The 25,969-nt window shown below is 69.7% G+C and carries 23 protein-coding genes and 1 pseudogene; 10 read left to right on the plus strand and 14 right to left on the minus strand.

Annotated elements, in window-relative coordinates:
* Positions 1 to 29: 29 nt before the first annotated feature.
* From AC1RRS_RS09540 to AC1RRS_RS09595, 12 genes are all read right to left on the minus strand, one after another.
* A complete protein-coding gene (locus tag AC1RRS_RS09540) occupies positions 30 to 593 on the minus strand; it encodes a GNAT family N-acetyltransferase (RefSeq protein WP_492854959.1) in 564 nt (187 codons plus the stop codon).
* 181 nt (positions 594 to 774) lie between these two features.
* A complete protein-coding gene (locus tag AC1RRS_RS09545) occupies positions 775 to 1,764 on the minus strand; it encodes a hypothetical protein (RefSeq protein WP_492854960.1) in 990 nt (329 codons plus the stop codon).
* 73 nt (positions 1,765 to 1,837) lie between these two features.
* Complete coding sequence (locus AC1RRS_RS09550) at positions 1,838 to 2,212, minus strand: Rieske (2Fe-2S) protein (RefSeq protein ID WP_492854961.1); 375 nt, start codon at positions 2,210 to 2,212, stop codon at positions 1,838 to 1,840.
* Positions 2,209 to 3,213, minus strand: coding sequence for a fumarylacetoacetate hydrolase family protein (locus tag AC1RRS_RS09555; RefSeq protein ID WP_492854962.1), 1,005 nt, complete (start codon positions 3,211 to 3,213; stop codon positions 2,209 to 2,211). Before AC1RRS_RS09555 ends, AC1RRS_RS09550 begins: the two co-directional genes overlap by 4 nt.
* 25 nt (positions 3,214 to 3,238) lie before the next feature.
* Positions 3,239 to 4,516: a homogentisate 1,2-dioxygenase gene (gene hmgA / locus AC1RRS_RS09560; protein ID WP_492854963.1), complete on the minus strand. Its 1,278-nt coding sequence runs from the start codon at positions 4,514 to 4,516 to the stop codon at positions 3,239 to 3,241.
* A gap of 143 nt (positions 4,517 to 4,659) precedes the next feature.
* Positions 4,660 to 5,721, minus strand: coding sequence for a 4-hydroxyphenylpyruvate dioxygenase (gene hppD, locus AC1RRS_RS09565; protein WP_492854964.1), 1,062 nt, complete (start codon positions 5,719 to 5,721; stop codon positions 4,660 to 4,662).
* A 29-nt stretch (positions 5,722 to 5,750) separates the two neighbouring features.
* A complete protein-coding gene (hisC, locus tag AC1RRS_RS09570; RefSeq protein WP_492854966.1) occupies positions 5,751 to 6,866 on the minus strand; it encodes a histidinol-phosphate transaminase in 1,116 nt (371 codons plus the stop codon).
* Between the two features lie 293 nt (positions 6,867 to 7,159).
* A complete protein-coding gene (locus AC1RRS_RS09575) occupies positions 7,160 to 7,630 on the minus strand; it encodes an Lrp/AsnC family transcriptional regulator (protein ID WP_487287592.1) in 471 nt (156 codons plus the stop codon).
* A gap of 302 nt (positions 7,631 to 7,932) precedes the next feature.
* Complete coding sequence (gene ftsZ / locus AC1RRS_RS09580; protein WP_492854967.1) at positions 7,933 to 9,477, minus strand: cell division protein FtsZ; 1,545 nt, start codon at positions 9,475 to 9,477, stop codon at positions 7,933 to 7,935.
* Between the two features lie 362 nt (positions 9,478 to 9,839).
* Positions 9,840 to 11,147 (minus strand): hypothetical protein, encoded by a 1,308-nt coding sequence (locus AC1RRS_RS09585; RefSeq protein ID WP_492854968.1) that lies wholly within the window; start codon positions 11,145 to 11,147, stop codon positions 9,840 to 9,842.
* A gap of 85 nt (positions 11,148 to 11,232) precedes the next feature.
* Complete coding sequence (ftsA, locus tag AC1RRS_RS09590) at positions 11,233 to 12,558, minus strand: cell division protein FtsA (RefSeq protein WP_487287594.1); 1,326 nt, start codon at positions 12,556 to 12,558, stop codon at positions 11,233 to 11,235.
* A gap of 33 nt (positions 12,559 to 12,591) precedes the next feature.
* Positions 12,592 to 13,500 carry a cell division protein FtsQ/DivIB gene (locus AC1RRS_RS09595; RefSeq protein WP_492854969.1) on the minus strand — a complete coding sequence of 303 codons (909 nt, stop codon included), beginning with the start codon at positions 13,498 to 13,500 and terminating at the stop codon, positions 12,592 to 12,594.
* Positions 13,501 to 13,924: 424 nt separating this feature from the next.
* Here AC1RRS_RS09595 and AC1RRS_RS09600 point away from each other — a divergent pair.
* A pseudogene (locus AC1RRS_RS09600) lies at positions 13,925 to 13,993 on the plus strand (hypothetical protein); the annotation flags it as partial.
* A gap of 90 nt (positions 13,994 to 14,083) precedes the next feature.
* Here AC1RRS_RS09600 and AC1RRS_RS09605 read toward each other — a convergent pair.
* Together AC1RRS_RS09605 and AC1RRS_RS09610 are read right to left on the minus strand one after the other, a co-directional pair.
* Positions 14,084 to 15,493: a M20/M25/M40 family metallo-hydrolase gene (locus AC1RRS_RS09605; protein WP_492855299.1), complete on the minus strand. Its 1,410-nt coding sequence runs from the start codon at positions 15,491 to 15,493 to the stop codon at positions 14,084 to 14,086.
* Positions 15,494 to 15,612: 119 nt separating this feature from the next.
* On the minus strand, positions 15,613 to 16,695 hold the full coding sequence (locus AC1RRS_RS09610; RefSeq protein WP_492854970.1) for a serine hydrolase domain-containing protein: 1,083 nt from the start codon (positions 16,693 to 16,695) through the stop codon (positions 15,613 to 15,615).
* Positions 16,696 to 16,843: 148 nt separating this feature from the next.
* On the opposite strand from AC1RRS_RS09610, the gene AC1RRS_RS09615 reads away from it, so the two are divergent.
* From AC1RRS_RS09615 to AC1RRS_RS09655, 9 genes are all read left to right on the plus strand, one after another.
* Positions 16,844 to 17,509, plus strand: coding sequence for a TetR/AcrR family transcriptional regulator (locus AC1RRS_RS09615; RefSeq protein ID WP_110118109.1), 666 nt, complete (start codon positions 16,844 to 16,846; stop codon positions 17,507 to 17,509).
* Positions 17,510 to 17,708: 199 nt separating this feature from the next.
* Complete coding sequence (locus AC1RRS_RS09620; protein WP_492854971.1) at positions 17,709 to 18,983, plus strand: D-arabinono-1,4-lactone oxidase; 1,275 nt, start codon at positions 17,709 to 17,711, stop codon at positions 18,981 to 18,983.
* Positions 18,984 to 18,993: 10 nt separating this feature from the next.
* Positions 18,994 to 20,142 (plus strand): DSD1 family PLP-dependent enzyme, encoded by a 1,149-nt coding sequence (locus AC1RRS_RS09625; protein ID WP_492854972.1) that lies wholly within the window; start codon positions 18,994 to 18,996, stop codon positions 20,140 to 20,142.
* A gap of 44 nt (positions 20,143 to 20,186) precedes the next feature.
* Complete coding sequence (locus tag AC1RRS_RS09630; protein ID WP_110118113.1) at positions 20,187 to 20,381, plus strand: hypothetical protein; 195 nt, start codon at positions 20,187 to 20,189, stop codon at positions 20,379 to 20,381.
* Between the two features lie 68 nt (positions 20,382 to 20,449).
* A complete protein-coding gene (locus tag AC1RRS_RS09635; protein WP_492854973.1) occupies positions 20,450 to 20,989 on the plus strand; it encodes a hypothetical protein in 540 nt (179 codons plus the stop codon).
* Between the two features lie 101 nt (positions 20,990 to 21,090).
* Entirely contained in the window at positions 21,091 to 21,699 is a 609-nt protein-coding gene (gene lptC, locus AC1RRS_RS09640; RefSeq protein WP_492854974.1) for an LPS export ABC transporter periplasmic protein LptC, read from the plus strand.
* 12 nt (positions 21,700 to 21,711) lie between these two features.
* Positions 21,712 to 22,866 (plus strand): CDP-glycerol glycerophosphotransferase family protein, encoded by a 1,155-nt coding sequence (locus AC1RRS_RS09645; protein ID WP_492854975.1) that lies wholly within the window; start codon positions 21,712 to 21,714, stop codon positions 22,864 to 22,866.
* Complete coding sequence (locus AC1RRS_RS09650) at positions 22,863 to 24,260, plus strand: lipopolysaccharide biosynthesis protein (RefSeq protein ID WP_492854977.1); 1,398 nt, start codon at positions 22,863 to 22,865, stop codon at positions 24,258 to 24,260. Before AC1RRS_RS09645 ends, AC1RRS_RS09650 begins: the two co-directional genes overlap by 4 nt.
* The gene (locus AC1RRS_RS09655) at positions 24,257 to 25,969 is read left to right on the plus strand and encodes a fatty acyl-AMP ligase (RefSeq protein ID WP_492854978.1); all 1,713 of its coding nucleotides are present in this window, start codon (positions 24,257 to 24,259) and stop codon (positions 25,967 to 25,969) included. Before AC1RRS_RS09650 ends, AC1RRS_RS09655 begins: the two co-directional genes overlap by 4 nt.

The following is a 25,969-nucleotide window of genomic DNA, read 5'->3' on the forward strand; positions in this document are numbered from 1 at the left end:
CGAAAGGTCCGCCCCTTTTTCGTGGGCGCTCAGCGCGCCGGCGCCGGCTCCAGCGCCTTGCCCATGCGGGCCAGCGGCACGTCGTAGCCCTTGGAGGTCGGGGCCGTGAACGGCTCGATCAGCGTATAGCCGCAGGCCTCGTACAGCGGCACGCCGCCCATGGTCGCGGCCATCTCGGCGCGGGAGAAGCCCTCGCCCGCCGCCGCCCGCTCGCAGGCCGCCAGGATCATCCGGCCGACGCCTTTCCGGGTGTGGTCGGGGTGGGTGTACATGGCCCGCACCCGCGCCGCGTCGCGCGCCGGGTCCAGCATGGCCGCGTCGCGCCCGGCCGAATGGTCGCCGCCGAACAGGGTGGCCCGCCGGCTCCAGCCGCCGCAACCGGCGATCGCCTCCCCGTCCTGGACGACGAAATAGGTGCCGTCGGCGATCAGCTGGCTGTCCAGCCCCATCACCTCGAACGACGCGGCCACGCCCTCGGGCGGCAGGAACGGCGTCAGCAGCTCGGCGATCGCCGCGTTCATCAGCACGGTCAGGGCGGGGATGTCCTCGGGCGTGGCGAGGCGAAGCGTCAGGCTGGTCATGTCGTCCGACATAAACGCCCCTCCCCCGCGGCGCGACGGCAGGCTCGAAAACTTTTTTCCGAAAAAGTTCATGACAACGTTGTCACGACGTCAGGAAGCGGCTATAGAGGTCTCAGCCCTTCTGGGCGTTTCCTCCCAATGACTTGGCCGCCTTCTTCTCCTGGAGGGCGGCTTTTCTTTTGGGCGAAGGCCCTCAGGGCACGCCGAGCAGCGGCTTCAGCGCCGCCACGGCGATCGGCACGGCCACCTTCTCGGCCACGCTCAAGGCCCACTTCCCCGCGCCCTTCAAAGCTTTCAGCGCGCCCTTCTCGTCGCCCTGCTGGGCCGCGGCCTGGGCGGTCGCCACCGCGCCGATCGCCACGTCCTCCTCCGCCGTCCCGGCCGCCTGGGCCTTCATTTCCGCGCGCAGCTTATTGAGATCCTGCGCCAGGGCCGCCAAGTCGAGACCCGCGCCCTGCTGGATATGGATGTCGCCGGTGGTCGCCCCCGCCCCCACCAGGACCGAGTTGTCGCCCGTCGAGTAGGTATGCTGCTGCCTCTGATCGACCATGACCGAAATCTCCCTGACCACCATCGACTGCGGCCGCCCGTCCCTCAGCATCTCGACCAGTCCCGCCCGGCCGCTGAGGCCCAGGATGCGGTTGGTGAAGGTGGTGAGGTCGGACAGGTCGCGTTTGATCTGCCGGGCCGCCTCGCCGGCGATCTCGCGCAGCGCCTCCAGGTCGGCCGGCCCCTTCACCGTGTCCAGGGTCTGCGACAGCCGCCAGAGCTCGTCGCGGATCATCATGACGATCCGGCTTTCACGGTCGTTGATCAGGTTGAACAGGCCGGCCCACTGGCCGCTGTCGCCCGGGCCGACCATGGCCTGCAATTCGTTTTCATAGACGTCCTTGAGCGTCCGCAGACGGCTGCAGATCTCCTCGGCGTCGCGATAGTGGCTGATTTCCAGGATCTGCTCGGCCCGGCGCTGGAAGTCGCGGATCTCGCCGGCCGACAGCGCGTCGTCGCCGACATATTTCACGTCGATCAGCAGGGCCAGGACGTCGCGATAGGCCTGATCGACGACATGGGCGACCTTGGTCAGGAAGGCCAGGATCCGGGCCGAGACCACGGGCGGCTGGTTCTGCACCGCCTCGAGGGCCACGCCTTCGAGATCATCGACAATCCCCGAAAGTCCGCCCATGCCCGTCTCCCGATCGCGGGCCACGAAACCACCGACGACGGGGCAAATCAATCCAGACTTGTCTTTCCGGAATTTACGCGGTCAGCAGGTGCCCGTCGTCCACCCGCACCGGCCACGGCGTCAGGCGCGCGCCGGCGCAGGGGCCGCCGAGGCAGGCGCCGTCCTCGACGGAGAACACCGCGCCGTGCCAGGAGCAGGCGATCATGCCGCCGTCAGGCGTGAGATACTGGTCCAGCGCCTGGGCCAGCGGCAGGCCGGCGTGCGGGCAGCGGTCGACATAGCCGAACGCCGCCTCGCCCCGCCGCACCACGAAACCATGGAAGCGGTTGGCCCCGATCTGCAGGACGTAATTGCGGGCCGCCCCGTCGGCGATCAGGTCGAGCGGGCCGAGATTGACCCCGGCCGGCGTCGACCAGACCCTTCCGACGGTTGCGACCTCTTCTGTCAAACCCGCTCGACCTGCTGCTCGATGGCGCCGAAGATGGTGTGCCCCTTGGCGTCCTTCATCTCGATGCGCACGGTGTCGTCGCCCAGCAGGAACGGCGTCTTGGCCGAGCCATGCAGGATGGTCTCGACGGTGCGCAGTTCGGCCAGGCAGGAGTAGCCGAGACCGCCCTCGGCGATCGGCTTGCCGGGCCCGCCGTCGGCGTCGCGATTGGAAACCGTGCCCGAGCCGACGATCGTGCCGGCGCTCAGGGCGCGGGTCTTGGCCGCGTGGGCCACCAGGGTTCCGAAGTCGAAGGTCATGTCGACGCCGGCGTCGGCCGTGCCGAAGTCCTTGCCGTTCAGCTCGATCAGCAGCGCGCCCGACAGCTTGCCGTCGCTCCAGCCCGGCAGGGCGTCGGGCGACACCGCCACCGGCGAGAAGGCGCTGGCGGGCTTGGACTGCACGAAGCCGAAGCCCTTGCCGAGCTCGGCCGGGATCAGGTTGCGCAAGCTGACGTCGTTGCACAGCATCACCAGGCGGATGGCCGCCAGGGCCTCCTCGCGACTGGCGCCCAGCGGCACGTCGCCGACGATCACGGCGATCTCGCCTTCCAGGTCGCAGCCCCAGGCCGCGTCGGCCAGCGGAATGGTGTCGCGGGGGGCCAGGAAGCCGTCCGACGCGCCCTGGTACATCAGGGGATCGGTCCAGAAGCTCTCGGGCATCTCGGCCCCACGGGCCTGGCGCACCAGTTGCACGTGATTGACGTAGGCGCTGCCGTCCAGCCACTGGAAGGCGCGCGGCAGGGGGCTGAGGGCGTCGTGTTCGTGGAAGCGATCCTTGGGCACGCCGCCGTGCTCCAGGCTCTCGGCCAGCCCGCGCAGCAGCGGCTCGCAGCGTTCCCAGTCGTCGAGCGCGGCCTGCAGCGTCGGCGCGATCGTCCCGGCGTCGGTGCACCAGGCGACATCGTTCGACACCACGACCAGCCGGCCGTCGCGGCCGCCCTTCAGAGACGCGAGCTTCATTCGGCGCTTCCTCTCATTGTTCTGGTTACGGCAGGCGGGCCTTGGGGAACCCGTCCCAGCACGCATCATAGTCGGCCTGAAGCGCGCGATGCTCCAGCGCGAACTTCGTCGGCGCGATCACCCAGCGGCTCTCGAACATGAAGGCCAGGGTGTTGTCGATCTTGTGCGGCCCCAGTTCGGCGTCGGTGGCCTTGCGATGGCTGGCCACGTCGGGGCCGTGATCGCTCATGCAGTTGTGCAAGCTCGCCCCGCCGGGGGCGAAACCGCCCTCCTTGGCGTCGTAGGCGCCGTGCACCAGGCCCATGAACTCGCTCATCACGTTGCGGTGGAACCAGGGCGGGCGGAAGGTGTGCTCGGCCACCATCCAGCGCGGCGGGAAGATCACGAAGTCGACATTGGCCGTCCCCGGCGTGTCGCTGGGCGAGGTCAGCACCGTGAAGATCGACGGGTCGGGGTGATCGTAGCTGACCGTGTTGATGGTGTTGAAGCGCGCCAGGTCATAGCGATAGGGGGCGAGGTTGCCGTGCCAGGCCACCACGTCCAGCGGGCTGTGATCCCACTCGGCGGCCCACAGCGCGCCCTGGAACTTCTGGATCACCTGGGTGGGCGCATCGACGTCCTCGAACGCGGCCACCGGGGTCTCGAAGTCGCGCGGATTGGCCAGGCCGTTGGAGCCGATCGGCCCCAGCTCCGGCAGGCGCAGGGCCGCGCCGAAGTTCTCGCAGACATAGCCGCGCGAGGGCCCGGAAAGCTCGACCCGGAAGCGCACGCCGCGCGGGATGACGGCGATCTGGCCTGGACCGGCCTTCAGGCGCCCCATCTCGGTGACCAGGGTCAGCACGCCCTGCTGCGGCACGATCAGCAGCTCGCCGTCGGCGTCGTAGAACACCCGGTCCTTCATCGAGACGTTGGCCAGGTAGAGGTGAACGCCCATGCCGGCCTGGGCCGCGACGTCGCCATTGCCGGCGAGGGTGACGAGGCCGTCGACGAAGTCGGTGGGCTCGGCGGGGATCTCGATCGGGTCCCAGCGCAGGCGGTTGGGCGTGACGGGCGCGTCGAAGGCGCTGGTCAGGCGCGGCTGGGCGTAGGGCTTGTAGGGTCCGTGCCCGGCGCTGGGCCGCAGGCGGTAGAGCCAGCTTCTGCGGTTCTCGTGCCGGGGCGCGGTGAAGGCCGTGCCGGAGAGCTGCTCGGCATAGAGGCCGAACGGAACATGCTGCGGCGAGTTCTGCCCCACTGGCAGGGCGCCGACCACGGCCTCGGTGGCGAAGTGGGCGCCGAAGCCGGTCTGGTAGCGGAGGTCCATGCGTTTTCCCGTGCCTTTGCCAGCACTTTTTGTCTCGTCATCCCGGACGCCTCGAAGAGGCTATCCGGGACCCAGGGGCGGTGCGCACGGCCCCTGGGTCCCGGCTCTACGCTACGCTTCGGCCGGGATGACGAAAGATATTTTTACGCGTCGACCGTGATCACGCCGCGACGGATCTGGTCGAGCTCGATGCTCTCGAACAGGGCCTGGAAGTTGCCGTTGCCGAAGCCCTCGTTGCCCTTGCGCTGGATGATCTCGAAGAAGATCGGGCCGAACAGGTTCTCGGTGAAGATCTGCAGCAGCAGGCCCTCGTCGCCGACGGCGCCGTCGATCAGGATGCGGTTCTTGCGCAGGCGCTCCAGGTCCTCGCCATGGCCGGGCACGCGCTTGTCGACCAGCTCATAATAGGTCTCGATGGTGTCCTGCAGCTTGACGCCCCGGGCGCGCAGCTTCTCGACCGTGCCGTAGATGTCGGCCGTGGTCAGGGCCAGATGCTGGATGCCCTCGCCGTTGTACTGGCGGATGAACTCCTCGATCTGGCTCTTGTCGTCCTGGCTCTCGTTAAGCGGGATGCGGATGGCCTTGTCGGGCGCGATCATCGCCTGGCTGAACAGGCCCGTGGCCTGACCCTTGATGTCGAAGTACTTCTGCTCCTCGAAGCCGAAGACCTGATTGTAGAAGGTCGACCAGGTGCGCATCTGGCCGCGCTTGACGTTGTGGGTCAGGTGGTCGAGCAGATCGAGGCCCACCGAATTGGCCGCTTCAGCCTCGGCCGCGCCGGGAACCGGGGTCCAGGCGTCATAGATCGAGCCCTCGCCTTCCACCAGATAGAGCAAGCTGCCGCCGATGCCTTCCAGCACCTTGGCGCCGTCGCCCAGCACCGAGCGGCTGGCGTCGGCGGCCTTGGCGCCGCGCGTCAGGGCGTCGGCGAAGGCCTGCTCTGCGTCATCGACGCGGAAGGCCATGCCGTTGGCCGACGGGCCGTGGGCCTGGCGGAAGTCGGCGACCTGGCCGGCGGCCTCCTCGTTGACCAGCAGGTTGATGCGGCCCTGCTTGTAGCGGGTCACGGCCTTGGTCGGATGGGTCGCGGCGGGCACGAAGCCCAGTTGCTCGATGATCGCCTTCATCGCCGCCGGATCAGGACTGGTGAATTCGACGAACTCGAAGCCATTGAGGCCGAGGGGGTTGTCGGTCGTGACGGGCATGCGGGCCTCCCTAAGGCTCGTGATGTTTCTTACGGGACCAGCGCGGCCGGCAGGCCGGCGATCAGGCGGTCGTTGTCGGCCGGCCGGCCGATGGTGATGCGCACCCAGCCGCCCTTGACGGGCGTCGGGCGGACGATGAGCCCTTCGTGCAACAAACGCATGGCGGTGGCTTCGGGGCCGGCCGGCGTGCGCAGGAAGACGAAATTGGCTTCCGAGCGGGTGTGTTCGACGCCCATCTCGTCCAGCGCCGCCTCGACACGAGCGCGCTCGGACAGGGTCAGGGCGACGGTCGAGGCCAGGTGCTCGTGGTCGTCCCAGGCGGCCAGGGCGGCGGCCTGGCTGACGGCGGTGACGTTGAACGGCGGGCGCAGGCGGTCGAGATAGGCGATCAGCTCTTCGCTGGACGCGACGCCATAGCCCACCCGCATGCCGGCCAGGCCATAGGCCTTGGAGAAGGTGCGCGCGGCGATCCACGGACCGCCCCAGGCCTCGAGCACGGCCAGCATGTCGTAGGCCTCGAAATATTCGCGATAGGCCTCGTCGACGAACACCAGGGTGGTCTTCGGCGTGGCGGCCAGCACCGTCTCGACGGCTTCCTTGGAGAGGGCGTTGCCGGTCGGGTTGTTGGGCGTGCAGAGGATCAGGAGCTTGGGCCCCTTGGCGGCCGCGGCGGCGACCGCCGGGACGTCGAGGTCGAAATTGGCCAGGCGCGGCACGTCGACGATCCTGGCCTCTGCGCAGCGGGCGAAGATGTCGTAGGCCGGGAAGGTCGGCGAGGAGAGCAGGATCTCATCGCCCGGCGCCAGCACGGCGCGGAACACGTAGTCGATCAGGGCCTCGGAGCCCGGCGACACCAGGATCCGGTTCGACGAGACGGAGAGGCGCTGGCCGATGGCTGCGCGCAGGGTCTCGCAATAGGGGTCGGGATAGATCTGCGGCTCGGCCACGGCGGCCATCACCGCGTCGGCGACCCTGGGGCTGGCGCCCAGCAGGTTCTCGTTGCTGGCCAGCTTGGCGAAGTCGGAGAGGCCGGTGCGCCGCCCGGCCTCGGCCAGGGTCATGCCGGCCTTGTAGGCGACGACGCCGTCGAGCGCGGCGCGCATGGGCGTCTGAGGCGCTTGGGGCTTGCGATCGAGAACCAGCATGACGGCCGCTCCGGGAGTCGGGGATACGGACGTCAGGATAGGTCAGGCACGGAGACGCGTTGTGGCGATTATGACCGGTGATATGGTCATATGGGTCACTTTATGACCTAAAAATCTCACTGCCCCCTCTCCCCTTGCGGGAGAGGGTGGCCCGCGAAGCGGGTCGGGTGAGGGGTCTCTCAAACCTCAAAGCTGCGAGCAGCGGTCAAGCCGGGTGGGGCGTCTCATGTTTGAGAGACCCCTCATCCGTCGGCCTTCGGCCGCCACCTTCTCCCGCAAGGGGAGAAGGATTCTCAGTCCAGATAGTCCAGCGGCAAGGCGGTGGAATCCTTGATCGTCTCCAGCACGAAGCTCGACTGGATGTCCTTGACCGCCGGCATCTTCAGCAGGCGCTTCATGGTGAACTCGGCATAGGCGTCTAGATTGGGAGCCACCACCCGCAGCAGGTAGTCGTAGCTGCCGGTCATGGCGTGGCAGCCCACCACCAGCGGCTCGCGCAGTATGGCCTCCTTGAAGGCCTCAGCGGCGGTCTCGTTGTGGCGGTCGACGGCGACCTCGACATAGGCCAGCAGGTCCAGCCTGGCCTTGCGGCGATCCAGCACCGCCACATAGCCGCTGATCAGGCCGGCGGCCTCCAACTGCTTGACCCGGCGCAGGCACGGACTGGGCGACAAGCCGACGCGCTCGGCCAGCTCGACGTTCGTGACCCCGCTGTCGCGCTGCAGGACGTCGAGGATCTTCTTGTCGGTGCGGGTGAGCTTCATCGTGACCGGATCAGGTGATTTGCCGGCAGTATATGACGCAACCCCCTCGTCCTGAAGGGGGAGCTGATCCGCCTTCGCTCCTCCCTCGCTTTAGCGGGGGAGGTGGCGCGCTGCGGATACGCAGCGTGACGGAGGGGGCGACGGCCGGCACTGAGCCCAGTCTCGCCCCCTCCACCGCTTCGCGGTCCCCCTCCCCCGCAAGCGGGGGAGGAGCAGACAGCAAAACGCCCGGGCCAGAGGACCCGGGCGCTTCGACTTACGCGGTACGCTTACTGTTACGCTTACTGGTACTAACTCGGTGTTCAGTTGGCCAGGCGGCGCAGGAACGACGGGATCTCCAGATCCTCGCCGTCGTCGGCCTGGGGCTCGATCGGCTGCAGTTGCGGGCGAACCGAGCTGGTCTGGCGCGCCTGGGGCTGCGGGGCCGGCTCGTAGCGTTGCTGGCGACCGCCGCCGAACAGGCTCATCCAGCCGCCGCTCTTCTGCTGACGGCGATCCTCGTAATGATCGCTGTACAGCGGCTCGTCATCGGCTTCGGCGACCATCGGGTCGACGATGCGGGTGACGCGCGGCGCGGGGGCCGGCTCATAGATCGGTTCCGGCTCGTAGGCGGCTTCCGGCTGGGCGTAGAGGTCGGCCTGGGCCTGGACCGGCTGCGGGGCCGGCTCGTAGGCGGGCTCCGGATAGGCCGAGGTCGGGCGCTCGATCGGACGGGCCTCGTAGCGCGAACCCGGGCGGATTTCCGGCTGGGCCGGAGCCTGGGCGACCGGCTGCGGGATCGGGGCGGGAGCCGGCTGCGGCGCGGGACGCGAGGTCTCGGCGAGCAGCGGCGGAGCCTGGACGTTGCGGGCGACGGGCTTGGGCTCGATCTGCTGGATCGAGGCGCCGTCCATGCCGGTGGCGACCACCGACACGCGGATCACGCCGTCCAGCGACGGATCGAAGGCCGCGCCGAAGATGATGTTGGCTTCCGCGTCGACCTGGTCCGAGATCGCGTTGGCGGCCTCGTCCACTTCGAGCAGGGTCATGTCCATGCCGCCGGTCACGTTGACCAGCACGGCCTTGGCGCCCTTCAGCGACACTTCGTCGAGCAGCGGGTTGGCGATGGCGTTCTGAGCGGCCATCAGGGCGCGGTCTTCGCCGGTGCCCTCGCCGGTGCCCATCATCGCCTTGCCCATCTCGGTCATGACCGTGCGGACGTCGGCGAAGTCGAGGTTGATCAGGCCCGGCAGGACCATCAGGTCGGTGATCGAGCGGACGCCCGAGTGCAGCACCTGGTCGGCCATGCCGAAGGCTTCGGCGAAGGTCGTGCGTTCGTTGGCGACGCGGAACAGGTTCTGGTTCGGAATGACGATCAGGGTGTCGACGTAGCGTTGCAGCTCCTGGATGCCGGCGTCGGCCAGGCGCATCCGGTGGCGGCCTTCGAAGTGGAAGGGCTTGGTCACCACGCCGACGGTCAGGATTCCGCGTTCGCGGGCGCACTTGGCGATGATCGGGGCCGCGCCGGTGCCGGTGCCGCCGCCCATGCCGGCGGTGATGAACACCATGTGAGCGCCTTCCAGGTGCTCGCCGATCTCGGGGAAGCTTTCCTCGGCGGCGCTCATGCCCACTTCGGGGTGCGCGCCGGCGCCCAGGCCCTGCGTGACCTGCACGCCGAGTTGGATGCGACGGTCGGTCTTGGCGAACTGGAGCTGCTGAGCGTCCGTGTTGGCGACGACGAACTCGACACCCTCGAGGCCCGCCTCGATCATGTTGTTTACGGCGTTGCCGCCCGCGCCGCCGACGCCGAAGACCACGATGCGCGGCTTCAGCTCAGTGGTGCGCGGCGCCGAAAGTGAAATAGCCATGGGGACCCTCGCGTCCTTACGCCGAATTCGTCAAATGAACCGACCGCAAGTCGGTAACGCCTCGACGATCGGGTTAACAGAACAACCACCATCGTTAACTGGCGGTTAAAGCCATAATCTGAGTCGGCTGCAGGTCGATCCCGCTTACAGGGAAAAAAGCGAGTTATCCAAAGGAATTGCTTGGAACTCCTTGGTTTCCAAGCTGGGCCGAAACCCCTGTGCGACGGAACGCCGCGAGCCGTTTTTTCCGGTCAAACCCGTTGGATTCGGGGGCGCGAAACTACACTGTTCGGCCTTTCAGGCACTTAGAAAGTTAAGCGACAGGGTTAATTCACCTGTCGGGTGATTTGGCTGGACGCCCTTCACCGGTAAAGCTCACGGGCAAGATCGGCGGGCAGGACGCGGCCGTAGCGCTCCACGGCCGCCTTCACGTCGGGACGGGCGAAGAGCGCCGCCCTCGCCTTCCGATATTCGACGTCGCGGCGACCATATACGGCCGTCGCCGGCCACAGGTTCGCGGCCGTGATCGCACCGCTTCTGGCCTCCGGATCGCGCAAGGTCGCTATCAACCGGGCAGCGACGTCGTCCTCCGGCGCGCCGCAGTCGAGGGCGACCGTCCAGACTTCGATGCCCGAGGGCGCGCCTGCTCCGTCGGCGCAGACGCGGTAGAGGGCTAGGTCGCTCAGGTTGGCGGGGTCCGTGTCGCCAATGGCCAGTTCCGCGTCCAACAGCCGGCGAACGTCGGCGGATCGATCCGCGCGCAACAGCGCCGGGACGAGCACCATCAAGGCCGTGCGACGATACGACCCCGCGCGTTCTTCACGCCAGTCGGCCGTCGCGGCGTCGTAGGCCGCGAGCGCGGCGTCGATCCGTCCCATCTCCACGAGATGGACCACTAGCCACTGCCGAGCGTACCAGCCATGGCCGTCATAGCGAAAAAGAGCCTCGCCCACCTCGGCCGTCTCCAACTCGACCTGGCGGCGGGCGATGGCCACGGCGTCCTCGTCGCGCCCAGCGTTCACCGCCCTCGCGAAGTGGTCGAACCAGTCAGCGTCCGCCGGCAACGGCGCCGGCCGCCGGTCGCGGAGCGCGATCGACAGCGCCTCGGGCGACTTCCATAGAGGTTCGTAACGCCGATCCATCTGGATAGATGGCAGCAAGGCCTGCGGATCGCCGCCGAAGGCCGCGCGCCCCTCCTCTACACGCCCGGCCGCGAAGAGCGTCAGGGCGTGCGTCGAAAGCAGCGGCCGCGCCATGCCCTTGGGCGCCAGCACCACCATGATCTGATCCAGTATTCGAGCGGCCACCGGCCCGCCGCCCGGAGCATCGGCGACCAAAATCCCGTATCGCCGTCCCAAGACGTAGAGCATGGCGTCACCGATCGCCGGCTCGGCCGCGACCAGTCGCCGCCCGTGCCGCTCAGCCAGTTCCAACTGCCCCGCCCGCGCCGCGCAGGCGCCGGCCGCGACGGCGACCCAGGCTTCGGTGTCGGTATCGGTGCGCGAGGCCAAGGCCTTGGCTCCGATCGCCTCGTAGCCGGTGCAATCGCCGCGCAGAGAGGCCCTGTAGAAGGCTTGAGCGGGGGTCTGCTCTGGCGCCTGCTCAGGTATCTGCGCCCATGCGCTCGTGGCCACGGCGCAGACCAGCGCAACCACCGCAAAAATCCGCATCGAACGCCCCCTAACCGAGGCGTCCGTTGTGGCAAGCGGCCGCGACCGGCGCAACCGGCGAGCGGCGTCGCGATGCGGGAAAAGCCTAGAGGTTGTCGCGCAGCCAGGCGGCGGCCTTGGCCACCGGCGAGGCGTTGGGGTCCATCGGGCGCTTGCGCACCTGGCCGCCGGTCAGGGCCTTGGGCGAGACCACCTCGCGCGGACCGAAAGCGGCGCGGTGCAGCACGCCGGCGGCGGCGCAGAAAGCCGGACCCGAGGCGGCGTCGGCCAGATGCGGCACCCGGCGCGGACGGCCCAGGCGGACCGGACGGTCGAACACCCGCACGGCCACTTCGCGCACGCCGGCCAGCTGGCTGGCGCCGCCGGTCAGGACGATGCCCGCGCCCGGTTCCACGGGCGCGCCCGAGGCCTTCAGGCGCTCGCGCAGCAGTTCCAGCGTCTCTTCGACGCGCGGCTGGATGATGCCCTTCAGCAGGCTCCGAGGAGCGATGACGGGGCCAGCGCCCGGATCGTCGCCGCGCGGCGGGGCCTCGATCATCTCGCGGTCCTCGTTGGCCGAGGCGATGGCGCTGCCGTGCAGGGTCTTGATGCGCTCGGCGCCGGCGACCGAGGTCTGCAGGCCGCGGGCGATGTCCTGCGTCACGTGCCCGCCGCCGACGGCCAGGCTGTCGACGTGGCACAGGGCGCCGTTGTTGAACACCGCCACCGAGGTCGAGCCGCCGCCCATGTCGATGCAGACGGCGCCCAGGTCCATCTCGTCCTCTTCCAGGGCCGCCAGGGCCGAGGCGAAGGGCGCGGCGACCACGCCTTCGAACGACAGGTGGGCCCGCTCGACGCAGTGGGCCAGGGTGTGGAAGATGTTCTCGTTGACCGAGACGACCAGCAGCTCCAGGCCCAGCGCGCGGCCGAACATGGCGCGCGGATCCCGGATGCCCTTCTGGCCGTCCACCGACCAGGCGATCGGCAGCAGGTGGATGGGCTTGCGGCCCGGCAGGCGAACCTGGGCCAGGGCCGAGGAAATGGCACGCGACAGATCACCGTCGGCGATCGGACGGGCGCCCAGCGAAACCTGGGTGTGGACGCGGTGGCTGGCCAGCTGGCCGCCGGCGGTGCAGACGCTGACGCCCTGGACGTTGACGCCGGCCACGGTCTCGGCGCGCTCCACGGCTTGCGCGATCGCCTGGGCGGCCTCGTCCAGATTGACGATCGCCCCGCCGCGCACGCCGCGCGACTGCACGTAGCCGACACCGGCGGTCGTCAGGGTGCGGTTGTCGCGATGAATGCCGTCGCCCTTCATGATGAAGCACGTGACCTTCGACGCGCCCAGGTCCACGGCCGCGACCGCGGGCTGACGCACGAGCGTCGCCTTCAGGCCGTCACGGGCCTGTCTCCGGTCCTCAAGTCGCGACATGGTCAGGGTCACCTCAGTCCATCACTTTTGTTCTTAAGCCCCGTTGGCCACCGGCTGCCCGGGCAGCACGGAGTCACGGGGCCGGATCGCCACCATCTCGGGATCGCGCAGGTCGATGCGCGCGAAGCCGAGATCGAGGATGCGTTGCCGCTGGTCCAGTTGATCCAATTGAATCAACGCGGATTCTTCGTCAATGGCCGGCAGCTGGATCAGGGATCCATCTTTCAGCCGCAGGTCCCAGCGGCGGTCGTCGACGCGCACCAGCGCTTCCAGACGATCGCGCAGGCGCGGCCGGGCGTTGACCGCCGGCAGGATGTTGCCCGCGGCCTGGTCGGCGCCCTGCCCCACCACCAGCGGCAGGTGCGGGAAGCGCGCGGCGTCGGCCTCGCGGATGATGCGGCCCTCGGCGTCGATCACCTTCAGGCGGCCCGAGTGCTGCCACACGGCCAGGGCCGGGCGCTCCTCGACGGCGATCATCACGGTGTCGGGCAGCAGGCGGACCACCTTGGCCGACTTCACCCAGCCCACGGCCTCGACGCGGGCCTTGAGATCGACGAGGTCCATGCCCAGCGTCGGCTGGTCTTGGTAGAGGCCGGTGGCCTTGAGAATGTCGGCCTGGGCGGTGGCCGAGGCGCCGGTGACGTGGACGGTCTTCAGCTTGAAGCCGAGATTGGCGAACTCGCTGTCGACGCCGCCCACCATCGCCTCGCCCAGACGCTGGGCGCGGTGGCCGGTGGCCAGGGTGACGACAAGCGCCAGCGCAAGCGCGCCGCTGGCGACGCTCAGGGCCAGGCTCGGCGAGACGCCCACCCCGCCGCGCGCGGCGTGCAGCTTCCCCGCCGGCTGCTGTTGCTGAGCCGGGCGAGCCTTGTTCGGACTTGCGGGCGCTTCGGCCCGGGGGCGCGCTGGCTTGCGCGGTCCCCCCCGCACTGCCGCGGGCATAAGCGTCCTCCACCATCAGACACTAGAGAAAAAGGAACCCTTCGGCGCCGCGCCGGACCCGACCGTCGTTCGACGACGGGGGCAGGTTCGGACGAAGCGCCTATGGAGGCGTAGAAAGGCCCGAAGGTCGTTAATGTCGTCATAACGAAGGGGCCGCCGTATTACGGTCCGGCAACCAAGACGTGCGCCATTTCGGCACGGTCGTTAACCCTGCCGCGCCCTTGCGGCGCCAGGGTTTGCGGCGGTTTTTCCTTGCTCGGGCAAGGCCTGGCGCAAGCTATGCCGCGGCGCCGCAAATCTGTGGATGAGCACATAAAGTATGAACGGCCGCGCGCTTCGCGACCTTTTGACTCACCCGTCGGTCGCGGCGACGCGCCGCACGCGCGGGGAGTGTCTGGATATTGGGACCTCCTCACCCGTCATCGGCCGAAGCGCAGCGTAGAGCCGGGACCCAGGGGCCGCCGCACTGCGTCGGCGGCCCCTGGGTCCCGGGCGCTTGGTCGATCCTCCGAGCCCAGTCCCCTGGGTCCCGGATAGCCGCTGCGCGGCTTCCGGGATGACGGTGGAGGGTAGGTTGGAGAGGCTAGTGCCCCGCCGGAGCCGCCGGCGCAGCCGCGCTGAGCGCGCGGAAGTCGATGTCGCTGTCGGCCACCAGGTAGACGAAGCTCGTCCAGGCGGCGACGTTCTGGGCCAGCTGGATCGGGTCCACCTTGTCCAGGGTGTCGTCGGCGGTGTGGTGGTAGTCGAAGTAGCGGCTGGCGTCCTGGTTCAGGGCGATCACCGGCACGCCGGCGCCCTCGATGCCGCTGATGTCGGCCCCGCCGTGGGCGGCCGGTGCCCTGTCGAAATAGACCTTCAGCGGGCTCAGCACCTGGAAGGCCGCCTTCATGGCCGGGTGGCCCTCGGCGCCCTTGGGCAGTTGCAGGCTGTAGATGCGGTCGGCGCCGGTGTCGCTTTCGCCGGCCAGGACCAGCTTTTCGATATTGGCCTTGTTGGCGGCCAGGAAGGCCTCCGACGAGCCGCCGCTCTCCTCCGAGCCCCACATCACCACGCGGATGGTGCGCTTGGGATGCTTGGGCAGATCGCCGATCAGCTTGGCGGCGGCCGTGGTGATGGCGATGCCCGCCGCGTCGTCGAAGGCGCCGGTGCCGACGTCCCAGCTGTCGAGGTGGCCGCCGATGACGATCACCTCATCGGGCTTTTCCGAGCCCTTGATGTCGGCCGAGATGTTCCAGGCCACGTCGCCGGCGTCGAGGCTGGAGGCCAGCTTCAGCTTGATGCGCAGCGGGCCCTTCTTGGCCAGGCGCTCCAGCTGCTCGGCCTCGGGCACGCCCAGGGCGGCGGCCGGGATGGTGATCACGTCGGGGCCGTTGGTGGTGACGCCGGTGTGCGGCACGGTCGAGCTGGAGGTCGAGATCGAGCGGATCAGCAGGGCCACGGCCCCGCGCTTGGCGGCCTCGACCGGACCCGAGCGACGCGAGATTCCGGCGATCCCGTAGCCGGCGCCGTCCTGGGCGCGGACCATCGGTTGGGTGATGACGACGATCTTGCCCTTGATGGCGCTTTCCGGCGCGGCGATCATCTCGGCGTAGGTGGTGAACAGCGCCACCTCGGCCTCGACGCCCTCGGCGGGCGTCGGGATGGTGCGGCCCAGACCGACGATCGACAGCTTCAGCGGATAGGGCGCGACCAGCTCGGCGCTCTCCTCGCCGCGGGTCCAGGACGGCTTGGCGAAGGTGTCGACCTTGATGTTGGTGAAGCCGAGGGCCTTGAACTTGGCGACGCTCCAGTCCTTGGCGCGCTCCATGCCCGGCGAGCCGACGAGGCGCGGGCCGATGGTGGTGGTCAGGTCCTCGGTGATGTCCCAGGCCAGCCGGTCGGTCAGGGCCTTGTCGCGCAGCGCCTCGGCGGTCTTGACGTCTTGAGCGTGAGCGGCGCCCGCCAGCAGGGCGGAGGCGGCGACGGCGGTCAGCAGGCTGCGGAACATGAGCAGGATTCTCCCCTAAGGCGGGCTTTTCATAGCACTGCTCTTCGACCCGAGAACCCCGCCCCGCGCCCACTTTTGTCAGCAGCGTGCAGGAGGCGCGAAAATCGCCCTACCCAGGCCCCAAGTCAGATTCTGGGAGCCGCCCCGAACAGCTTGTCGGCGAAGAGGTCCAGCGCCTTCTGCGACAGGTCGGTGTTGTTGAGGATCACCACCGTGTCGCCGGTGTCGAGCCGGTGGCCCAGCACCGAGCGGAAGCCGGCCGTGCGTCCGGTCTCCCAGGCCGCCAGCTTCACCTGACCGTCGATGGTCAGGGTCCGCGTCCGGCCACCCAGGGTGTAGTCCTGCTCGGGCACGCGGATCGTGGTCAGGGCCTTGCGCGAGGCCTCGCTGAGGAACGGCGTGTCGAAGACCACGTGGGCGGCGACCAGCAGATCGTCGACCGTGCTGAAATAGCCGCCGCTGGCCGCCATCACCGACAGCCGCGGATTGGTCCGGGGGGCCAGCGGCGGGCCGGCGTAGTAGGAGCGCGCCACGCCGGGATCGGTATCGATCATGCCGGCCTGGGTGTGGCGCATCTTCAGCGGGTCGGTCGTCAGCTCCCGCACCACCGCCTGGAACGGCTTGCCGGTCGCCGCCTCGACGATGGCCGAGACGATGAACCAGTTGACCGGGTGGTAGTCGAACTTCGTCCCCGGCGGGAACAGCGGGTCGCCCTGGCCGAACAACTTCACGGCCTGCGCCGGCGTGACCTCGCGCTTGAGGATCTCGGGATCGGCCTTCAGCATGGTCATGAAGGTGTTGGGAATGCCGCTGGTGTTGGACAGCAGGTGGGCCAGGGTCACGGTCTTGCCGGTGTCGGGCCGCTGGTCGGGCAGCCAGGTCGCGATCGGGGCGTCGAGCGACAGCTTGCCCTGCTCGACCAGCCTCAGCACGGCGATGGTGGTCAGCCACTTCGAGATCGAGGCGACGCAATAGATGGTGTCGCGCGTGGCGGGCTTGTTCGCCTCGATGTCGGCCGAGCCGAAGGCGCGGACGTAGGACGGCTTGCCCTTGCGCCCGATCATCACCACGCCCTGAAACTTCTGCTCGGCGACGAAGGCGTCGACGATCGGGTTGGCAGGCCCGAGCTGAGCCGGCGACGCAAAAGAAAGGCCGGGAGCGGCGCACAGCGCCCCGGCGGCGGCGAACAGACCGCGACGATCGATCATGCAACTAACCCCACGAAATCGCCGCCCCCAGCGATGGCGCGACCCTGGCGCACGCCGCGGGCGAAGTCCCGTTAAGCTTTGGCAATGAGCGAACATTGGCATTCGACGAGAAGCGCTCTAGGTCTGGTCGGGACTTCAGGAGACCTCGATGCCCAAGCCGACGGCCGAGACGGCCGCCGCCGACATCCCCCTCGACGCCAAGCTGCGGCCGACCCAGGCCCGCGCGCAGGACACCTACGAGGTCGTCCTGGCCACGGCCGGCGAACTGCTGGTCGAGTCCGGCTTCGAGCAGCTGACCACCAACGCCATCTGCAAGCGCGCGGGCCTGACCCCGCCGGCGCTCTATCGCTACTTCCCCAACAAGTACGCGATCCTCAAGGAGCTGGGCGACCGGCTGATGCGCCTGCAGGACGAGGCGGTGTTCGAGTGGATGGCGGCCGGCGGCCTGGAGGGCGACACTCCGGCTGAGCGCGTGGGGAAAGTGGCCGACCTGCTGACCGGCGTCATCGACATGACCCGCGCCTTCCCCGGCGGGGCGGCCATCGGCCGGGCCCTGCGCGCGGTGCCGATGCTGCAGCAGCTCCGTTTTGCTTCACGCGACATGGTCGCCGGCCAGTTCGCCGAGGTTTTGGCCGCGCGCTTCCCCACCGTGCCGGCCGCCCGCATCGGGGTGGCCACCCGGATGATGGTCGAACTGACCTACGCCGCCACCGAGATGGCCGTCGAGGAGCCCGAGCAGGACGCCGGCGCCCTGTCGCAGGAGATCGGCCGGCTGTTCGACCGGTATTTCGAGACGTTCGATTTGGCGCTTTGACAATCTCCTCCCCCGCTTGCGGGGGAGGGGGACCGCGAAGCGGTGGAGGGGGCGAGACTGGGCTCAGCGCCGGCCGTCGCCCCCTCCGTCACGCTGCGTATCCGCAGCGCGCCACCTCCCCCGCTAAAGCGAGGGAGGAGTAGACTTGCAATAACGATAGTTTTTACTATCGTCAGTCCATCGCAGCGGGGGAACGCCGATGGAGGGCTGGAAGAACTGGTCGGGCAGCGTCACGGCGACGCCCAGCAGGATCGCCCGACCGAGGACGATCGAGGAGCTTTCCACCCTGGTGACCCAGGCCGGCAAGGTCCGCGTCACCGGGGCCGGCCACTCGTTCATGCCGCTGTGCCAGACCGACGACCTGCTGCTGAACCTGTCCGAGCTGGAAGGCGCGGTCGAGATCGCGCCTGATCGCAAGACCGTCTGGGCCCCGGCCGGCTGGAGCCTCAAGCGCCTGACCGCCGCCCTGTGGGCCGAGGGCCTGTCGCTGATCAATCAGGGCGACATCAATCCCCAATCCCTGGCCGGCGCCGTCTCGACCGGCACCCACGGCACGGGCGCGGCGCTGGGCAGCCTGGCCACCCAGGCCTGCGGCTTTCGCCTGCTGACCGCCGACGGCCGTCTCGTGGAATGCAGCCCCGACCTCGAGCCCGAGCTCTACCAGGCCCAGCGCCTGTCGCTGGGCCTGCTGGGCGTCGCCGTCGCCATCCGCATCAACGTCGTCCCGGCCTATCATCTTGAGGAGCGGATCAGCCGCCTGCCCCTGGCCGAAGTGATCGAGCGCTTCGACGAGCTGGTCGCCGCCACCCGGCACATGGAGTTCTGGGTCTTCCCCTACAGCGACCAGGTGATCTTCAAGACCCTGCACCCGGTACCGGCCGAGGCCGCCGACGAGAAGCCCGGCAAGGGCGGCGAAGGCGACGAGGCGATCTTCAAGGCCGTCTGCGACCTCTGCGCCGCCGCCCCGGCCCTGACTGGACCGATGCAGCGCCTGCTGATGAAGCTGGCCGGCGCGCCCAGCCGCCGCTCGGCCCCGGCCTATGAAATCTTCCCCTCCGAGCGGAACGTCCGCTTCGAGGAGATGGAATACGAGATGCCGCGCGAGACCGGCCTGCCGACCCTGAAGGCGGCGATCGCCCATATCCGCAAGCGCCGCCTGCCGATCACCTTCCCGTTCGAGTTCCGCCTCGTGGCCGGCGACGATATCTGGCTGAGCCCCTTCAACATCGGCCCCGGCGCCTCGATCTCGTTCCACCAGTACGCCAGGATGGACTGGAAGCCGGCCTTCGCCGAGGTCGAGCCGGTGCTGGCCAGCGGCGGCGGCCGGCCGCACTGGGCCAAGCGCCACAGCTTGACCCCCGCCGACGTCCACCGGCTCTATCCCCGCGCGGCCGACTTCCTGCGCGTGCGCCAGGCCTGGGACCCGACCGCCAAGTTCGCCAACGCCCACATGACCCAGCTGTTCGGTATTTAAGGGACCATCGATGACGGATATCGCCCTGCACGCCGATCTGGTCGGCCAACAAGGCTCGCGCGAGCAGCTGAACACGCCTGTCCTGGTGCTCGACCGCGCCGCGCTCACGGCCAACATCGCGACCATGGCCGCCTTCGCCGCGAGCAAGGACCTGAAACTTCGCCCGCACGCCAAGACCCACAAGAGCGCCGACATCGCCCGGCTCCAGATCGAGGCCGGGGCCGTGGGCCTGTGCTGCGCCAAGATCGGCGAGGCCGAAGCCCTGGCGGCGCAGGGTGTGACCGAAGGCCTGCTGATCACCTCGCCCGTCGTCTCGGCGCCGGCCATCGCCCGCCTGGCGGCCCTCAACCTTGCGACCACCGGCCTCAAGGTCGTCGCCGACCATCCCGACAACGTCGCCGCCCTGGGCGCGGCGGCCGCCGCGGCCGGCAAGTCGCTGGAGGTGGTCATCGACCTCGACCCGGGCATCCACCGCACGGGCGTCGCCTCCCCCGAAGCCGCCGTGGCGCTGTTCGAGGCCATCCAGGCGCAGCCCGCCCTCACCTACGCCGGCCTGCAGTGCTATTGCGGCGTCCAGCAGCACATCGAGGCCTTCGACCTGCGCAAGGCGGCCCTGGAGGATCGCGGGGCCTATATCCGCGAGGTCATCGCCGCCCTGACCGCCGCCGGCGGCGCGCCGCCGATCGTCAGCGGCTCGGGCACCGGCTCGCACCGCATCGACGCCGAGCTTTCGATCTTCACCGAGCTGCAGGTCGGCTCCTACGTCTTCATGGACGACCAGTACCTGGCCTGCGACCTGGCGGGCGAAGGCGCGGAAGCCAGCCCCTACCAGCGCTCGCTGGTCATCGACGCCCGGGTGGTCAGCGCCAACAGCCCGGGCATGGTCACGGTCGACGCCGGCTTCAAGTCGATGTCCACCGACGCCGATCCGCCCCAGGTCGTGGCCGGCGCGCCGGAAGGCTCGCGCTACTTCTTCATGGGCGACGAGCACGGGGCCCTCGTGCCGATGTCGGGCTCGCCCCCGCCGCTGGGCGCGCGGGTCACCCTGGCCGTGCCGCACTGCGACCCGACCGTGAACCTCTACGACGCCTATCACGTGGTCGAGGGCGGAACGCTGGTGGCGATCTGGCCGGTCACGGCGCGCGGGCGCTCGCGCTGACCCGCGAGCGAGGCTAAGCTCCGGCGACGCCGGAGGTTGAGCCCATGTACGACGCCCCGATCCTCGATCGCCAGGAGCAGACCGCCGTCGCCGAGTTCGAGGCCGGCCCGCTGCGCTACCGGGCCGAGGTCCGGGTCACCCCGGCGGGCATCCTGGCCGTCGGGGCGCTGCTGACCGGCATGCTGCTGTCGTCGGCGGCGATCGTCTGGGCGGCCAAACGTCACCTTTCGCGGCGCTAGCGCCGACATAGGCGAACGCCGCGATCGATCCATGGTGGAGTTTGCAGGACCGGTGTAGGCAGGCGTGCATGTGCCACTTCATCACCCTGGTCGCACCCACCGACGACGTCGCCGCCTTGCAGGCGGTCATGAAACGGCATGGCCGCGGGGCCGCGCCGGTCGACAACGCGTCCATCCGCAAGGTGCTGGGCGACGACGACCGCCAGTTCCTGACGACGCGCAGCCACTGTGATTGCGGAACCGTCCTGGCCTCCGGTCCGGACGATCCCGACGCGGCCGAAGAGGGCTTCGCCAAGGAAGCCGAGCGCCTGAAGCGCAAGGGCTGGTCGGCCGCGAAGATCGCGCGGGCCATGGAGGGCCGGCGCAAGGCCGAAGCCCGGCCGGACGATCGCGCCCCCGACAGCATCGACCTCTGGGCGGCCGTGCTGCGCGACCTGGGCGAGGAACTGAAGCTTCCCCATGCCGGGCTGGTGGTCAGGCTCTATTCGGGCTCGATCGAGGCCGAAACCTTCGACGCCCGGCGCCGCGAGGCGTCGGCGGGCGCGCCCCTGAACGAGACCCTGGCGTCCATGCGGCAGGACGAGGTGACCGTCTTCCGGCTGAAGTGAACCTCCGCCCGCCTTCGACGCGAACCTTTGTCCAGAAAAACCCCTTTGGCCTGCGGCGCGTTGAAGACTATCCATGGCGTCCGTTCTGGATCGTCCGCCGCATGACCACCGCCGCCCTCTCGACCGCCGCCAAGAAGCCCCGCCGCAACCGGCGTCGGCCTTCCGCGCGCTGGACGCGGGCGGGCCTCTTGGTATTCGCCGTCGGGGTCAGCGTCGCCGTGATCGGCCAGACGACGTATCGGATGATCGACGCCCGCAACGCCACCAAGGCCGCGACCGCCGCGCCGCTGGCCATGGACAATCCGCGCTTCACCGGCGCCATGCGCGACGGCCGCGCCTTCCTGATCACCGCCCGCCGCGCCGAGCGCGACGCGGTCGATCCCAACAAGGTCAAGCTGGTCGATCCGACCCTGGTGCGCGGCTACGGCCAGCCCGACGCCACCCGGGTGACCTCGAAGGACGGCGTCTACCAGGAAGCCCAGAACCTGCTGGTGCTGACCAAGGACGTGAAGATCGACAACGGCCAGGGCTACCAGTTCGCCTCGCAGGAGGCCCGTATCGACACCAAGACCGGCGAGGCCGTGGGCGGCGCGCCGATCGCCGGGGCCGGGCCGCAGGGCAATGTCCGCGCCGACAGCTACAGCGTCAGCGACAAGGGCGACCGCGTGGTCTTCAAGGGTCGCGTCCGCACCCGCGTCCAGACCCAGTAGGCTCCGCACGTCATGACCGGCCTCGGACTCCTGGACCGCGCCCGCGCGACCCGCATCTGCTTCCTCTACATCGCCCAGCCGCACCAAGTCTGGCACAGCCTGTCGACCGCCGTGGCCCTGGCGCGCGGCTGGCCGCAGATCCAGGTCGAGATCGCCGCGACTTCGGCCGGCCACCTCGACTACATACAGGGCATGCTCGACGGGCTGGGCGGCGCGCCGGTCACCCTGCGCCTGCTGCCGCCGGCCTGGCTGCGCAGGCTGTCGAAGAACGCGCCGCCGCCCAAGGCCCTGATGCTGGCCCTGAACGCCGCGCGCCTGTCCAGCTACGACGCCGTGGTCACGCCCGAGCGCACCACGGCCATGCTGCGCAAGCTGGGCGTGCGGCGCACGGCGCTCGTCTACACCCAGCACGGCGCCGGCGATCGCGGCGGGCCGTTCGAGCCGCGCCTGCGGGCCTTCGACCTGGTCATGGCCGCCGGCCCCAAGCAGCGCGACCGGATGGTCGACGAGGGGTGGGTGCGCCCCGAAGCCTGCGCCATGGTCGGCTATCCGAAGTTCGACCTCGTGGACGCCCTGCCGCCCAGCGCCGTCCCGGCTTTCGAAAAGCCGCTGCCGACCGTGGTCTACAACCCGCACTTCCACGAGACCCTGGGCTCGTGGCCGGCCTTCGGCCTGTCGATCCTGGAGCAGTTCGCCGCCGACGAGCGGTTCAACCTGATCTTCGCGCCCCACGTCCGCCTGTTCGAGACCGCCTCGGAGGCCGACCACCGCGCCGTCGCCCGCTTCACAGGGCATCCGCGCATCCACATCGACCTCGGCGGCCCGGCGGCCTTCGACATGACCTACACGCGCTCGGCCGATCTCTATCTCGGCGACGCCTCCAGCCAGGTCTACGAGTTCCTGCGCACGCCCAAGCCGTGCCTGTTCCTCAACCCCGCCCACGCCGACTGGAAGGGCGATGAGAGCTTCCATCACTGGCGCTACGGCCCCGTGCTGGAGACCGCCGACAGTATCTGCGACGCGACCGCCGCCGCCTTCGCCGGCCATGGCGGCTATCTGGACGCCCAGACGACCGGCGTCGCCGAGACCTTCGACCTGACCGACGAGGCCTCGTCGCTGCGCGCCGCCCGCGCCATCGTCGACCGTCTGGCCGCTCTCGACCGATGAGCCCGCAAAAGGCCAATCCCCTGGCCCGCGTGCTGGCCAACGCCGGCGCCCTGCTCGGCGGCCGGGGGGTCAACGCCGTGGTCGGCCTGGCCTACATGGCGCTGGCCGGACGGAGCCTGGGCCTGGCCCTGTTCGGCGCCCTGACCCTGATCAACGCCTTCGCCCAGACCCTGGGCGACATGGCCAAGTTCCAGTCCTGGCAGACCGTCGTGCAGTATGGCGCGAAACCCCTGCTCGACGGCGACAAGACCACCTTCCAGCAGGTGCTGCGGTTCGCCCTGGTGCTCGACCTCGTCGGCGCGCTTGTCGGCGTCACCCTGGGAGTCGGCGGCGCCCTGCTGTTCAGCCGCTGGCTGGGCTGGTCGCAGGACCTGGCTCCGGCGGCGGCGCTCTATTGCCTGTCGATCGCCGCCATGACCTCGGCGACAGCGGTGGGCCTGCTGCGCCTGTTCGACCGCTTCAAGGTGCTGGCCGGCGAGCAGGCGATCTCCTCGACCGTGCGCCTGATCGGCTGCGCGATCGCCGCCGCCCTGCATGCGCCCGTCGAGGGTTTCCTGCTGGCCTGGGCGGCGGGCACGGTCGCCTCCTTCACCTACGTCGCCGCCGTCGCGGTGTGGAGCCTGCACGGGCGCGGCCTGCTGCAGGGCTTCTCGCTCCGGGGACCGCTCGGCGAAGGCCTGCCGGGCGTCTGGCGCTTCGCCTGGGCGACCAATTTCAGCAGCACCATCGACGTCGGCTTCACCCACGTCCTGACCCTGGCGGTCGGCGCCCTGGTCGGACCCGGTCCGGCGGCGCTGTGGCGCGTGGGCCGGCAGGTGGCCGACGGCATGGCCAAGCCCGCCCGCCTGATGCTGCCGGCCCTGCATCCCGAGTTCGCCAAGCTGCGCGCGCAAAAGAACGACGCGGCCATGCTGCGCCTGGCCCGCCAGATCGGCCTGATCGGCGGCGGGGTGGCCGGCCTGCTGCTGCTGGTCTGCCTGGTCGCCGGCCAGTGGCTGCTGACCATCGTCATGGGCGCGGAGTTCGCCCCCGCCGCCGGCATCATGACCTGGCAGGTGGCCGCCGCCGCCATCGGCGTCATGGCCCTGCCGATCGAGCCGATGCTGGTGTCGATGCGCGCGGCCGGCGCGGCCCTGCGCGTGCGGATCGTCGTCAGCGTCGCCTACCTCCTGGCGCTCGCCCCGCTGCTGAAGACCTTCGGCCTGACGGGGGCCGGCGCGGCCCTGGTCCTGGCCATGGCCGGCATGGCGCTGGGCATGTTCATCACCCTCAGATCGAAGCTCCGACAGGAAGCCGCCGCCGAGCGCGAGGCCGAAATCCTCGCCGCGAGCGCCCCCGCGCGCGAACAGGCTTGCGTGGAACCCCGGAACGAGCGCAAAGGCGATCCGCAATGACTACGCCCACCGCTTCCGGCCGGACCGTTCGGTTCGCCGACTTTCCGACCCTGACCGCCGCCCTGGATTTCGCCGCGACCGGCGAGACCGGGATCAACCTGCATTCGCTGCGTGGCGAACTGGTCGAGGCCCTGTCCTACGCCCGCCTGCGCGAGCAATCCCTCGAGCTCGCCCGCCGCCTGTTGGCGCTTGGGGCCAAGGTCGGCGACAGCGTGGCCCTGATCGCCGAGACCGACGGCGACTTCGTGCGCGCCTTCTTCGCCTGCCAGTACGCCGGCCTGGTGCCAGCGCCCCTGCCTCTGCCCGCGCCGCTGGGCGGCCGCGAGGCCTATATCGAGCAGATCGCCCGCATGTGCGCTTCGGCCCATGCTAAGATCCTGATCGGCCCGGCCGGCATGGCCGAGTGGCTGAAGGACATCGGCGCGGCCGGCGATCTGGCCTTTTCCGGTTCGCTGGCTCAGTTGCCGGAAGACGCCAGCGCGGCCCTGCCCGACATCACGCCCGAGCATCCGTGCTACCTGCAGTTCTCGTCGGGCAGCACCCGCTTCCCGACCGGCGTGCTGGTGACGCACAAGGCCCTGATGGCCAACGCCGTGGCCATCACCCGCGACGGCCTGCAGGTGAAGCCGGAAGACCGCGCCGTCTCGTGGCTGCCGCTCTATCACGACATGGGCCTGATCGGCTTCCTGCTCAGCCCGCTCACCAGCCAGATGAGCGTCGACCTCTTGCCCACCGGCGCCTTCGTGCGCCGGCCGCTGCTGTGGCTCGACCTGATCAGCCGCAACGGCGGCACCATCGCCTACAGCCCGACCTTCGGCTACGAGCTCTGCGCCCGTCGCGCCGAGGCCGCCTCGATCGAGCACCTGAACCTGTCGCGCTGGCGCAGCGCGGGCCTGGGCGGCGACATGATCCGCACGGCCCCGGTCGAGGCCTTCGCCGAGCGCTTCGCGTCCGTCGGCTTCTCCGAGAAAGCCTATGTCGCCAGCTACGGCATGGCCGAGGCCACCCTGGCGCTTTCCATGGCTCCGCTGGGCCAGGGCCTGAAGCTCGAGATCCTCGACATCGAACGGCTGGAGCGCGACGACCTGGCCGTGACCGTCGGAAGCGACGCCCCGCGCGCCCGCGCCTTCGCCCGCTGCGGCCCGGCCCTGCCCGACCACGAGCTGGAAGTGCGCGACGCCGACGGCGCGGTGCTGGCCGAGCGCCAGGTGGGCCGCATCTTTGCGCGCGGCCCCAGCCTGATGGGCGGCTATTTCGAGCAGCCGGAAGAGACCGCCCGCGTGCTGGCGCCCGACGGCTGGCTCGACACCGGCGACATCGGCTTCCTGGTCGAGGGCGAGATCGTCATCACCGGCCGCGCCAAGGACCTGATCATCCTCAACGGCCGCAACATCTGGCCGCAGGACCTGGAGTGGACCGCCGAGCGCGAGATCCCCGGCCTGCGCAGCGGCGACGTGGCCGCCTTCTCCGTCCCCGGCGACGCCGAGGAGGAAGAGATCGTCACCATCCTGGTCCAGGCCCGCGGCGGCGACGCCGAGACCCGCGCGGCCCTGGTCGAGAACGTGGCCGGGGTGCTGCGCGCCCGCCACGGCGTCGAGACCCAGGTCAAGCTGGTCGGCGCCCACGCCCTGCCCCAGACCTCGTCGGGCAAGCTCAGCCGCTCCAAGGCCAAGGCCGCCTACCTGGCCGGCGCCTACGAGCGCGCCTGA

Source organism: Caulobacter sp. GW821-FHT12A07 (assembly GCF_058807655.1).